This is a genomic window from Sanguibacter hominis ATCC BAA-789 (assembly GCF_012396185.1).
Taxonomy (GTDB): Bacteria; Actinomycetota; Actinomycetes; order Actinomycetales; family Cellulomonadaceae; genus Flavimobilis; species Flavimobilis hominis.
In genome coordinates, this window is sequence record NZ_JAAXOW010000002.1 from 317,465 (window position 1) to 329,626 (window position 12,162).

Here is a 12,162-nt window from a genome sequence, read left to right on the forward strand (position 1 = left end):
CACCGTCCGTCCCCTTGGTCCCGGCGCCCTGGCTCCCAAGAAAGCGCACGATCTGTCGCCCAGAGCGACAGATAGCGCGCATTCTCGGCCCGGAGGGTCGGGGACCGGGAGGGTCGGGAGGGAACCGGACCCGGAGGACCCGGTATCCGGAAGGTCGGGGACCCGGAGGACCCGGGACCCGGGGTCGAGTCCTAGCCTGGCGCTCAGCCGATCGCGTGGAGCGGGGCCGCTAGCGGCGTGCCGGACCCGTCACGGCGCTCGTCGACCGGCGGCAGCTCGAGCGCCTGACCGCCGGAGCCGACGGCGTGCGGCGGCTGCGGCCCGACCCACGCCATGATGAGCGCGTCCTCGCCCTTGAGGAAGCGGTGCGAGCGCACGCCTCCGGTCGCGCGGCCCTTCGACGGGTACGCGGTGTAGGGCGTGACCTTCGCGGCGCCGGCCTCGGTCCCGGGCAGCGCGGAGGACGACCCGGACACGGTGACGACGGCGGTCGTCGGGGCGAGTCCCGCGGGCACGACGCCGAAGAACCGCACCTGGGCTCCGTCGTCGAGCCGGATGCCGGCCATGCCGCCGGCCGCGCGGCCCTGCGGGCGCACGAGGGACGCGGAGAAGTGCAGGAGGGACGCGTCGGTCGAGACGAACACGAGGTCGTCGTCGTCCGTGCAGGCGCCCGCACCGATGACCTCGTCGCCGTCCTTGAGCGTGATGACCTCCCACGAGTCGCGGTTCGGCGCGTCGTCACGCGCGATGCGCTTGACCACGCCGTCGCGCGTGCCGACCACGATCGTCGGCGCGAACGAGTCGAGCGACACGAGCGTGAGCACACGCTCACCAGGGCCGAGGTCGACGATCTCGGAGACGGGCACACCACCTGACAGTGACGGCGCGCCGTCGGTCGGGGGGAGCGTCGGCAGGTCGAGCACGTCGACCCGCACGACCCGGCCGAGGTTCGTCACGGCGCCGACCTGACCGCGCGCCGTGCACGCGACCGCGGCGGACAGCGCGTCGTGCGCGCGCCGGTCGTCGTCACGCACCGGCTCGTCACCCGTCGCCGTCCGCGCGAGCAGGTCCGTCCCCGAGAGCAGCACCCAGCACGGCGAGTCCTCGACCTCGAGCGGCACAGCCGACGACGGCGCACCCTTCGCACCCGTGAGCGCCGTCCCGCCTGCGGACTCGAGCAGGACCGTGCGGCGCGGCGTCCCGTACGCCTTCGCGACCGCCGCCATCTCGTCGGAGACGACGTTCAGCAGGCGCGTCTCGCTCGCGAGGATCTCCTCGAGCTCGTCGATCTCCGCGCGCAGCGCCGCCTGCTCCGTCTCGAGCTCGACGCGCGAGAACTTCGTCAGACGACGCAGCCGCAGCTCGAGGATGTACTCCGCCTGCGGCTCCGACAGGTCGAACACCGTGCGCAGCCGCGCACGCGCCACCTCCGAGTCGTCGGAGGAGCGGATCACCTGGATGACCTCGTCGATGTCGAGGATCGCGATGAGCAACCCGTCCACGAGGTGCAGGCGCTCCTGGCGCCGCGCCAGCCGGTACGTGCAGCGGCGCCGCACGACGTCGACCCGGTGGTCCACCCACACGCGCAGCAGCTCGCGCAGCCCGAGCGTGCGCGGCTGACCGTCGACGAGCGCGACGTTGTTGATGCCGAACGAGTCCTCCATCGGCGTGAACTTGTACAGCTGCTCGAGCACCGCCTCCGGGTTGAACCCGTTCTTCACCTCGATGACGAGGCGCAGGCCGTGCGTGCGGTCCGTCAGGTCCAGCACCGAGGTGATACCGGAGAGCTTCTTGGACTGCACGCCCTCCTTGATCTTCTCGATGACCTTCTCGGGCCCCACGAGGTACGGCAGCTCGGTCACGACGATGCCCTTGCGGCGCGGCGTCACATTCTCCACGCGCGCGGTCGCGCGGGTCTTGAACGAGCCGCGACCCGTGCGGTACGCGTCGCGGATCCCGTCGAGGCCGACGATCTTGCCGCCCCCCGGGAGGTCCGGCCCCGGCACGAAGCGCATGAGCTCCTCGAGGTCCGCGTCCGGGTGCTTGATCAGGTGCCGCGCCGCCGTGATGACCTCGACGAGGTTGTGCGGCGCCATGTTCGTCGCCATGCCGACCGCGATGCCCGACGACCCGTTGACGAGCAGGTTCGGGATCGACGCCGGCAGAACCTCAGGCTGCTGCAGCTTGTTGTCGTAGTTCGGCACGAAGTCGACGACGTCTTCACCGAGGTCCGTCGTCATCGCCATCGCGGCGCTCGCGAGACGCGCCTCCGTGTACCGGGCGGCCGCGGGGCCGTCGTCGAGCGACCCGAAGTTGCCGTGCCCGTCCACGAGCGGCAGGCGCAGCGTGAAGTCCTGCGTCAGACGCACGAGCGCGTCATAGATGGCCGAGTCGCCGTGCGGGTGCAGCTTTCCCATCACCTCGCCGACGACGCGCGCCGACTTCACGTACGGCCGCTCAGGGCGCAGCCCCATGTCAGCCATCTGGAAGAGGATGCGCCGCTGCACAGGCTTGAGACCGTCACGGGCGTCCGGCAGGGCGCGCGCGTAGATGACGGAGTAGGCGTACTCGAGGAACGAGCCCTCCATCTCCGCCGTGACGTCGATGTCGACGATCTTCTCGGTGAAGTCGTCGGCGGCGTCGGGGGTCGCGGTCTTGCGTGCCATGGGGCGATGCGCTCCGGGTATCTCGCGGGACAGGGGATCGGGTCCATTGTCGCCGCCGCACACCGATGCTCCGGCACAGCCACGCCGGAACGCCGCCGGAGCCCCTAGCCTGGGACTGTGACCGACGACGCGCACAACCTGCCCGCGAGCGCCTACCCGCTCGCCTGGGAGGCCGACGTCATCCTGCGGGACGGCTCGACGACGCACGTGCGTCCCATCCGGCCCGAGGATGCGGACGCGCTGCAGGCGTTCCACGTCGCCCAGTCGGAGCGGTCGATCTACTTCCGCTTCTTTGCGCCCCTGCCGCGGCTCCCCGAGAAGGACCTCGCGCGGTTCACGCACGTCGACCACGTCGACCGCGCCGCGCTCGTGGCGGTCGCCGCCCCGCTGGGCGGCGAGGACACGGGGGAGCGGATCATCGGCGTCGCACGCTACGACCGCACGGGTCCCGGCAGCGCGGAGGTCGCGTTCAACATCGCCGACAACGTCCAAGGGCGCGGCCTGGGCTCGGTGCTCCTCGAGCACATCGCCGCGGCTGCCCGCGAGCGCGGCATCCGCCACTTCTCCGCCGAGGTCCTCCCGCAGAACACCCGCATGCTCGCCGTGTTCCGCGAGGCGGGCTACGACCTGACCCAGCGCCTCGAGGACGAGGTGTACATGGTGACGATCGACCTCGACCCGACCGAGCGCTCGCGGTCCGTGATGGCGGAGCGGGAGCGGCGCGCGGAGGCGCGCAGCATCCAGACGCTGTTCGACGTCGCGTCGGTCGTGGTCGTCGCGTCGCCGACGACGCAGCCCGGGTCGGCGGACGCGCAGATGATCGAGCGGGCGATCGAGGCGCTCGTCGCCTCGCGCGCCCTCACCGAGCGCGCGACCGAGGCCGACGGGCCGCAGCGGCCGCGCATCGACGTCGTCGGCCTGCCGCCTGCCGCACGGCTCTGGTCGACGGACGAGGTGAGCTATCACGAGACTCTCGCCGCGCTCGCGGACGCCCGCGAGGGCGACGCGCCCGACGACGGGCGCGGGCCCCTCGCCGTGCTCGCCGCGCCCCCCGCGGAGGCCGTCGCAGCCGTCCCTGGTCTTGCGCGCCTGCGCACGCACGCCCTGCTGCTCTTCTCGGAGGGCTTCGCCGAGGTCGGGCCCGACGGTCTCGAGCGGCAGCGCGCCCTGCTGCGCGCCGCCCGCACGGCCGGCATGCGCGTCGTCGGACCAGGCTCGTACGGCCTGCTGCGCGCCAACGCCGACGGGACGATCAACGCGACCCTCGCGACCGTCCCGCCCCCGCCCGGACGCATCGGCGTGTTCTGCCAGTCCGCACCCACCGCCGTCACGCTCCTCGCGACGATCGCCCGCCGCGGCCTCGGCCTGTCGAGCTTCCTGTCCGCCGGCAACCGCGCCGACGTCTCCGGCAACGACCTCATGCAGTACTGGCACGAGGACGACGACACGCACGTCGCGTGCCTCTACCTCGAGTCGATCGGCAACCCGCGCAAGTTCTCCCGCATCGCCCGGCGCCTCGCCACCCGCAAGCCCGTGGTCGTCGTGACCGCCGGACGCTCGGGACAGGTCGTGCCGCCCGGCCACGCGGTCCGCCCCACCCTCGCGCCGCGGCGCACGCTCGACGAGATGCTCCGCCAGTCCGGCGTCATCCGCGCCGAGAACACGCACGAGATGATGGACGTCGCCCAGCTCCTCGACACCCAGCCCCTGCCCGCAGGCAGGCGTGTCGGCGTCGTCGCGTCCTCGGCCGCGCTCGCGGCCCTCGTCGCCGAGGCGGCCGCCGCGAACGGCCTCGCCGTCCTGCCCCGCACGGGCGTCGTGGCGGAGGGCGACGACGCGGCCCACGCCGCGCGCGTCGTCGACGAGGTGTTCGACGCCGACTGCGACGCCGTCGTCGTCGTCGACATCCCGGTGCTCGGCGGCGCCGACCGGCCGCTCGCGCGCGCAGCGGCGCACGCGGCGGCCCGCACGGGCCGCACGACCGTCGCGAGCGTCCTGGGCCGCCACGGCCTCGTCGACGAGCTCGCCGCGACCGCCCCCGACGGCACGACCGTCCACGTCCCCGCGTACGCGACCCCGGAGGACGCCGTGCGCGCCCTCGGCGCCGTCACCCGGTACGCGGCGTGGCGGCGCGACGGGTTCGGCACGTTCGCCCAGCCCGACGCCGACACGGACCGTGCGCAGACCCTCGTCGACACGTGGCTCGCAGACGCCACACCGGACGTCGACCTCCCGCTCGCCCCCGACCGTGTCGACGAGCTGCTCGCCTGCTACGGCCTGACCGTCGTGCCCGTGCGCACCGTCGGGTCGGCCGACGAGGCCGTCGCCGCAGCCGACGCGCTCGGCTGGCCCGTCGCGCTCAAGAGCACCGCCGAAGCGCTGCGGCACCGAGCCGACCTCGGCGGCGTCCGCCTCGGCATCACCGACCCGGCCGAGCTGCGCACCGCCTACGCCGCGATGGCCGCCGAGACCGAGCGCCTCCTCGGCGCGGCCGCCCCCCTGGACGTGCAGACGATGGTCACCGGCGGGGTCGCGTGCGTCGTCCGCTCGACCGAGGACCCCCTCTTCGGCCCTGTGGTCTCGTTCGGCCTCGCGGGCGACGCGACCGACCTCCTCGCGGACGTCTCCTACGGCATCCCGCCACTGACCGACCGCGACGTCGCCGACATGGTCCGCTCCCTGCGCGCCGCCCCACGCCTGTTCGGGTATCGCGGCATCGGCCCCATGGACGTCCCCGCGATCGAGGACGTCCTCGCCCGCGTCGCCCGGCTCGCCGACGACGTCCCCGAGCTGCGCTCCCTCGAGCTGTACCCCGTCGTCGTCTCCCCGCACGGCGCGCACGTCCTGGCCGCCCGCGCGGTGCTCGCCCACGGGCAGCGTCCTGACGAGTCCAGACGCGCGATGCCCGGGTGATCCACGAGCCACCCCGTAGGGGATGGGAAGATGGACGGGTGTCTGCTTCCACCCACGCCCACTCCGACCGCCGTGACGTCCTGCGCTCCGAGCTGCACCGCGCCGGCTACTACCCCGAGCTCGTCATGGACGTGCTCGACGGCGCGCTCGCAGGTGAGGAGGTCGTCGCGCACCTCGTGCACGCCGAGACCACCTTCGCGACGGCTGAGGTGCGCCGCCACGTCACCGCGCTCGTCCTGACGCCGACACGGCTCGTGTCCGCGCACGTCGACGATGAGCCCGCCGACGAGCACCACCCCGTCGCGTCCGCAGCCGCGACGACCGAGGTGCTGCCGCTCGGCGCCGTCCGCTCCGTCGCCGTCACGCAGTTCGTCGCCGCGCCCGCGCAGCACGTTCCCGGGACGCTGCCGTACGAGGTGACGATCGCGATCGGGTGGGGAGCGGTCAACCGGATCGACCTCGAGCCTGCGACGTGCCCCGACCCGAACTGCGACGCCGACCACGGCCTCACCGGCACCATGACGCCGGACGACATGATCGTGCGCGTGAGCGCACAAGCCGAGGGCGAGGAGGCCGTGCGCGCGGCCCTCGCCTTCGCGGGGCAGCTCTCCGCGGCGACGGGCAGCCGCGCATGACGGTCGCGGCCCTCCAGGCCGACCTCGACCGCCGTGGCCTGCGCCGCCCCGCCTACGGGACCGCCGGGCTCGGGGCCGTCATGCTCGGCGCTGCAGGCTCCCTCGGCATCCCCGTCACGACCGTCGACGGCGAGACGTCGACCGGCTCGATGAAGGCCCTCGGCCTGCCGGCCGCGAAGCGCGTGTGCGTCGTCCTCGTCGACGGTCTCGGCATGCGGCTCCTCACCGAGCGGCGCGGGCACGCCCGCACCCTGCGCGACCTGCTCCCCAGCGCACGCACGCTCTCCGCGCCCTTCCCGTCGACGACGGCCGCCGCGCTCGGCGTGCTCGGCACCGGGACGAGCCCCGGCCGCACCGGCCTGCTCGGCTACTCGATCCGCAGCTCCGCGACCGGCCAGCTCGCCAACATGCTCTCGTGGACCAACCTCCCCGAGCCCGAGCAGGTGCAGCAGGAGCCGACCATCCTCGAGGCGGCCGTCGCGGCAGGCGCCCGCGCGACCGCCGTCGGCCTCGCCCGCTTCGAGACGTCCGGCATGACGCGCGCCGCCCTGCGCGGCGCCCGCTACGCCGCAGGGCCCACGCTCTCCGCGCGCGTCGACCAGGCAGTCGAGTCCCTGCGCGCGCCCGGGCTGACCTACCTGTACGTCGGCGAGGTCGACAAGGCTGGCCACCACCACGGCTGGAAGTCCGGCGAGTGGGGCGACGCGCTCGCCGAGGTCGACCTCGAGATCGGGCGCCTCGTGCGGTCCGTCCCGCGCGGCACGCTCGTCCTCGTCACCGCCGACCACGGCATGGTCGACGTCACGGGCGGGTCCCGCTGGGACGTCGCCGACGAGCCAGAGCTCGCTCGCGGCGTCGCCGTCGTCGCGGGCGAGCCCCGCGCGACGCACCTCTACGTCGAGCCGGGCGTCGACCCGGTCGAGGTCCAGTCCCGGTGGCAGGCCGTGCTCGGGTCGCACGCCGTCGTCGCGCTGCGGGACGACGCCGTCGCCGCAGGACTGTTTGGTCCCGTGCACGAGCGGACGCTCCCGGACGTCGGCGACCTCGTCGTGATCATGGCGAAGAACTCGGTCGTCGTGGACAGCGCGAGCCAGACGCCCGCGTCCATCGCGCTCATCGGCGTGCACGGGTCGCTCACACCCGACGAGATGAAGGTCCCGCTGCTCGTCGCGACCGCCTGAGGCGGTCGGGCTCGCCGCGCTGAGGCGCGACGGCTGCCGCCCCTCGGGCGCAGCGCAGACGGCGCTCAGTCGTCCGTGCGTGCGCCGAAGACGATCTCGTCCCAGCTGGGCACCTGCGGCCGGCCCTTGCGGCCGCCACGAGCAGCACGCTCGAGCGGCGGGGGAGTCGCGTCACCTGCGGGAGCCTCAGGAGCAGGTGCCGGTGCGGGAGCCTCGGGCTCGGGCGCCTCGGTGACGTCCTCGGCGACCGGCAGCTCGGACGTCTCGCCGACCTCAGCAGCCGAGCGAGCAGAGCGCGGCGAGCGGTCGCCGAGCGAGTAGAGACGGCCGATCGCCTCGACCGGGAGCGGTGCCCCCGCGTCGTCACCGGGCTCGTCGTCCTGGGTCATGGCAGCGAGGCCGAACAGGCCGTCGTCCTCGTCCGGCACGTCCACGTCGAGGGCCTGGCGCACGCCACGGCGCGCGGACAGGTCGTCGAGCAGCGCCGACGTCGCGTCGGCGACGGCGGGGGGCTCGGCAGGGGCGGGATCCGCGATCGGACCTGACGCCTCGACATCGAACACGTCCCCGCGCACGGGCGCGAGGTGGCGCCGCGGCACCACCTCGTCGTGCAGGCGCGTCTCCGAGATCCACCGGCTCTCGTCGTCGGTCGCAGTCAGCGTGCGCGCCTGCTGGTCGAAGGCCCACACCGCGCGGTGCTCGGTGTCGCCGACCTCGTAGCTGACGGCCACTACCCACGGCGACCCGACCGGGCGCCAGGCATCCCAGCGCAGCTCCTCGGTGTCGACGTGCCGAGCGGCGAGCCGGTCGGTGACCAGGTCGCCGAGGTTGGGGGATCCCGCGTCGCGGCCCACACGCGTCGCACGCGCCTGCTCGGCGACGTACTCGCGCTCCGCGAGCACAGGGCCCTCGTAGCGGCGCACCTGCTCGACCGAGATGCCTGCGTTCTGCGCGACCTCCTCGGCCGTGAGACCCGCGCGCACCTGCGCCTGGATCTCGCGCGGCGGGAGCGAGCCCGGCGCCGTCTGGCGCAGCTGCTCGAGCTGCGGACGGTTACGTCGCACCGCGGCACGCAGCGGCTCGTCGATGCGGAGCCTGAACCGTGCGCCGTCGGAGGACTGCAGCACGATGTGCTCGCCGTCCTCGTCCAGCCCGATCAGTTCCAGGTCAGCCATGTGCCCTCCAGTGCGTGGTCTGTCACCACAGTGCCACCTCTGCGCGCCGGACGCCGACATCCCCGTCGGTGTGCCGCTCGCGGATGCGTCACAGCACCCCTGCGCGGCTGACAGAATCGTGCCCGTGGAGATCCTCCAGGACGCGATGTACGGGCTCGAGCTCGCCGCTATCTTCTTCGCCGGGATCTCCGGAGCGCTCGCCGCTGTGCGCAAGAACTTCGACATCTTCTCGCTGCTCCTGCTCGCCTGGGTCACGGGGCTGGGTGGCGGGCTGATGCGTGACGTCCTCATCGGCGCTGTGCCGCCCGTCGGCATCACGAGCTGGCGGTACGTGCTCACCGCGCTCGCCGGAGGCATCCTCGTGCACTTCATGCACCCGCGCCTCGCCGCCCTGCGGCGGCTCATCATCGTGTTCGACGCCGGAGCGCTCGCCATGTTCGTCGTCATCGGGACGATCAAGGGGATGGAGTACGGCGTCGGACCGCTGGCGTCGGTGTTCGTCGGCCTGTTCACCGGGATCGGCGGTGGGCTCGTCCGGGACCTGCTCGTCGACGAGGCCCCGATCGTGCTGCGCGAGCGTGAGCTCTACGCGATCCCGGCGACCCTCGGCGCCATGCTGACCGCGGCGACCGTGCACTTCGACGTCTTCAGCCCCTGGGTGGGCGCCGCGATCGCGTTCGCGATCCTGACGATGCGCCTCGTGTCGCTCAAGATGAACTGGCAGGCGCCAGGCCCGTGGCAGGGCTTCGGCCGACAACGCACAGGGAGATGACCATGACGAACACCCACGACGACGACGCCACGCTCGAGACCCTCCGGGAGCTGGTCGAGAGGCTCGCCCGCACCGCGGCCGAGCAGGTCCGGCGCGAGCGCCCCGAGACCGTGACGGTCGACCGGACGAAGCTCAACGCGTCCGACGTCGTCACGGCTGCCGACCTCGCCGCCGAGCGTCTCCTGCGCGAGATCCTCGCCGCCGAGCGGCCCGACGACGCGATCCTGGGGGAGGAGGGCGGTGCGACGGCAGGGACCTCTGGGCTGACCTGGGTCGTCGACCCGATCGACGGCACCGTCAACTACCTGTACGGGCTGCCGTCGACCTCGGTGTCCGTCGCCGTCGTCGCGGGGGAGGCCGACCCTGCCCGTTGGGAGGTCCTGGCGGGCGCCGTCACGGACATCACGACGGGCGCGACGACGTCCGCGGCCCGTGGCCGCGGCGCCCACCACGAGGGTGTGCGCCTGGAGGTCGCCGAGCCCGTCCCGCTCGACCTCACGCTCGTCGCGACCGGCTTCTTCTACGACGACGCGCTCCGAGCGGCCCAGGGCCGCTCCGTGGCGACGCTGCTCGAGCACGTCCGCGACATCCGCCGCATGGGTTCCGCTGCGCTCGACCTGTGCCGGGTCGCCAGGCGGCAGGTCGACGCGTACTACGAGGAGGGCCTGAGCCCGTGGGACCACGCGGCTGGCGAGCTGATCGTGCGGGAGGCTGGCGGCGTCGTCGTCGGGCTCGACGGCGGACGGCCGGGACGGTCGCTCGTCCTCGCGGGGCATCCCGAGACGGTCGCGCGGCTCGAGGCGATCCTCGCGCCCACGGGAGTGGGGAACCGATCAGACCGGTAGGACGTTGACCCTCCGGACCGGACGTGCGGCGTGATCGCGACTTTCGTCACTCGGTCCGAAATATCCGCTTCCGTAGCGTGCACTTGCCGGAGAAATGATGCACAATCCCATGGCCGAACCTGATCGACACGGAACAGACGTCCGCCCGCGCGGCGGAACGAGCTGTCACCGGTCCTCGAGGGAGGCGACGCGACGCCCCCGACGCCGCAACGCACGGCCCCACGGTCGTGTGCTGGAACATCCGCGTGATCCTCTCACCGATCTGGAGTGACACCTCATATGGCAACCGACTACGACGCCCCCCGCAAGACCGAGGAGGACCTGTCCGAGGACTCCCTCGAGGAGCTCAAGGCGCGGCGGTCCGACAAGAGCTCCGGCGTCGTCGACGAGGACGAGACGGAAGCGGCGGAGGGCTACGAGCTCCCCGGCGCGGACCTCTCGGGCGAAGAGCTCTCGGTGCGAGTCCTGCCGCGTCAGGCGGACGAGTTCACGTGCTCGAGCTGCTTCCTGGTCCACCACCGCAGCCAGCTCGCCTACGAGAAGGACGGCCAGCCCGTCTGCACCGAGTGCGCCGCCTGAGCGCACCTGCACCACAGCCAGCGGGGCCGCGAACCGAGAGGTTCGCGGCCCCGCTGTCGTTCGATGGTGAGGAAGTCCCCTCCGCAGCCACGGATCGCCCGCATGCACACGTCATGTGTGCCTCAGGGCGATCGGTGCGGGCGAGGGAGGGGCGGACGGGACAGGTGCGGGCTCAGCGGCCCTGGGCCGCGCGCACGGCGCGGGCGAGCGCCTCGGGGTGACGCGTCGACACGAGCCACCACGGCGTCGGGTCCTGCGGGTCGAGGACGTCCATGACGACGGCGCCGCCCGTGCTCGTGCGCAGGCACGCGTACGCGCGGGGGTCGAACGACGGGCCCATCATCGTGCTCACCTCGGCGCGGTCGAGCGTGCGCGGGCTGCCGAGCAGCGTCACGGGGATGCGGGCGCGCCCCGCCTGCAGGTGGCCGTCAGCGACCGTCACGACGGGTGACGTCACGAATGCGAAGACGCTGCCCGCGGCGAGGAGGGTGAGCGAGACGGCCGCCGCGATCGGGAGGCTCGCGATGACGATCATCACGAAGACGAACACGCAGAACAGCGCGATCGCGCCGTACGTCCAGATGCCGGGGGAGAGCCGCTCGCTGTACGCCGCGGTCGTGGCGGGGCGAGGGCTGTCGGCGGTATCGGACGGCAGGGTGGGCTCGACGTGCGGCATGTCCCCAGCATGCCAGCCGGGCGACGTCGTCCGCGCCGTCGCGGCTAGGATCGCGCCGTGACACACCACGCACCCGCCGCCGACCGCGGCCTCGAGGTCCTCGTCCAGATGCTCGACCCGGAGCTGCCGTACCCGACGTACGCCCACCCGGGTGACGCCGGCGCCGACCTGGTCGCTCGCACGGACGTCACGCTCGCGCCCGGCGAGCGCGCGACCGTCCCGACGGGCGTGGCGATCGCACTGCCGGACGGCTTTGCGGCGTTCGTGCACCCGCGCTCGGGCCTCGCCGCGAAGCACGGCGTCACGGTCGTCAACGCGCCGGGCACGGTCGACGCGGGCTACCGCGGCGAGATCGCCGTGACGCTGCTCAACACCGACGCGTCCGAGCCCGTGCACCTGCGCCGCGGCGACCGGATCGCCCAGCTCGTCATCCAGCAGGTGGAGCGTGCGCGCTTCGTCCCTGCCGAGCGGCTCCCCGGCTCGCACCGCGGCTCGGGAGGCTTCGGCTCGAGCGGGGGCTGGGACCCGGGCGCAGCCCGCTGACGAGCGTCTGCTCGTCGCTCAGCGCGTCCGCACCGCAGGTCGGCGACATCAGCCCGCGCGGCGCATAGGGTGGTAGGACGACCGCGCACGGTAACGTCGCGCGAGAACCTGCGGCCCGGGTCGCCCCGACGCCGTCGTCGCAGGCATGCAAGGCAACTTTCCTGAAGGAGAACCGCA

At 73.3% G+C, this 12,162-nt stretch carries 10 protein-coding genes; 7 read left to right on the forward strand and 3 right to left on the reverse strand.

Going from position 1 to position 12,162, the window contains the following annotated elements:
• Positions 1 to 203 precede the first annotated feature (203 nt).
• Positions 204 to 2,666 carry a DNA gyrase/topoisomerase IV subunit A gene (locus HF995_RS08000; protein WP_168447281.1) on the reverse strand — a complete coding sequence of 821 codons (2,463 nt, stop codon included), beginning with the start codon at positions 2,664 to 2,666 and terminating at the stop codon, positions 204 to 206.
• Positions 2,667 to 2,783: 117 nt separating this feature from the next.
• Here HF995_RS08000 and HF995_RS08005 point away from each other — a divergent pair, with 117 nt between their 5' ends.
• Genes HF995_RS08005 through HF995_RS08015 form a run of 3 tightly spaced genes read left to right on the forward strand, consistent with a single transcriptional unit; the run spans position 2,784 to position 7,395 of the window.
• Positions 2,784 to 5,579 (forward strand): GNAT family N-acetyltransferase, encoded by a 2,796-nt coding sequence (locus tag HF995_RS08005; RefSeq protein ID WP_168447282.1) that lies wholly within the window; start codon positions 2,784 to 2,786, stop codon positions 5,577 to 5,579.
• Positions 5,580 to 5,617: 38 nt separating this feature from the next.
• Positions 5,618 to 6,214, forward strand: a complete 597-nt coding sequence (locus HF995_RS08010) for a DUF5998 family protein (RefSeq protein WP_168447283.1) — start codon at positions 5,618 to 5,620, stop codon at positions 6,212 to 6,214.
• A complete protein-coding gene (locus HF995_RS08015) occupies positions 6,211 to 7,395 on the forward strand; it encodes an alkaline phosphatase family protein (protein ID WP_168447284.1) in 1,185 nt (394 codons plus the stop codon). Before HF995_RS08010 ends, HF995_RS08015 begins: the two co-directional genes overlap by 4 nt.
• A 65-nt stretch (positions 7,396 to 7,460) precedes the next feature.
• Here the strand turns inward: HF995_RS08015 and sepH are convergent, their stop codons facing one another.
• Positions 7,461 to 8,570, reverse strand: coding sequence for a septation protein SepH (sepH, locus tag HF995_RS08020; protein ID WP_168447285.1), 1,110 nt, complete (start codon positions 8,568 to 8,570; stop codon positions 7,461 to 7,463).
• Positions 8,571 to 8,694: 124 nt separating this feature from the next.
• On the opposite strand from sepH, the gene HF995_RS08025 reads away from it, so the two are divergent.
• The 3 genes from HF995_RS08025 (at position 8,695) to HF995_RS08035 (ending at position 10,766) form a co-directional block, all read left to right on the forward strand.
• A complete protein-coding gene (locus HF995_RS08025) occupies positions 8,695 to 9,342 on the forward strand; it encodes a trimeric intracellular cation channel family protein (RefSeq protein WP_350308785.1) in 648 nt (215 codons plus the stop codon).
• A 2-nt stretch (positions 9,343 to 9,344) separates the two neighbouring features.
• Positions 9,345 to 10,187 (forward strand): inositol monophosphatase family protein, encoded by an 843-nt coding sequence (locus HF995_RS08030; RefSeq protein ID WP_286189408.1) that lies wholly within the window; start codon positions 9,345 to 9,347, stop codon positions 10,185 to 10,187.
• A gap of 279 nt (positions 10,188 to 10,466) precedes the next feature.
• A complete protein-coding gene (locus HF995_RS08035) occupies positions 10,467 to 10,766 on the forward strand; it encodes a DUF4193 domain-containing protein (protein WP_098456800.1) in 300 nt (99 codons plus the stop codon).
• A gap of 172 nt (positions 10,767 to 10,938) precedes the next feature.
• On the opposite strand, the gene HF995_RS08040 is transcribed toward HF995_RS08035, so the two are convergent.
• The gene (locus HF995_RS08040) at positions 10,939 to 11,442 is read right to left on the reverse strand and encodes a DUF3093 domain-containing protein (protein WP_168447287.1); all 504 of its coding nucleotides are present in this window, start codon (positions 11,440 to 11,442) and stop codon (positions 10,939 to 10,941) included.
• Between the two features lie 57 nt (positions 11,443 to 11,499).
• On the opposite strand from HF995_RS08040, the gene dut reads away from it, so the two are divergent.
• Positions 11,500 to 11,985: a dUTP diphosphatase gene (gene dut, locus HF995_RS08045; protein WP_350308786.1), complete on the forward strand. Its 486-nt coding sequence runs from the start codon at positions 11,500 to 11,502 to the stop codon at positions 11,983 to 11,985.
• Positions 11,986 to 12,162 lie beyond the last annotated feature (177 nt).

Coding starts and splice junctions, on each gene's coding strand:
- sepH (WP_168447285.1), bottom strand. CDS start 8,570: ATGGCTGACCTGGAACTGATCGGGCTGGACGAGGACGGCGAGCACATC.
- HF995_RS08000 (WP_168447281.1), bottom strand. CDS start 2,666: ATGGCACGCAAGACCGCGACCCCCGACGCCGCCGACGACTTCACCGAG.
- HF995_RS08035 (WP_098456800.1), top strand. CDS start 10,467: ATGGCAACCGACTACGACGCCCCCCGCAAGACCGAGGAGGACCTGTCC.
- HF995_RS08040 (WP_168447287.1), bottom strand. CDS start 11,442: ATGCCGCACGTCGAGCCCACCCTGCCGTCCGATACCGCCGACAGCCCT.
- HF995_RS08015 (WP_168447284.1), top strand. CDS start 6,211: ATGACGGTCGCGGCCCTCCAGGCCGACCTCGACCGCCGTGGCCTGCGC.
- HF995_RS08030 (WP_286189408.1), top strand. CDS start 9,345: ATGACGAACACCCACGACGACGACGCCACGCTCGAGACCCTCCGGGAG.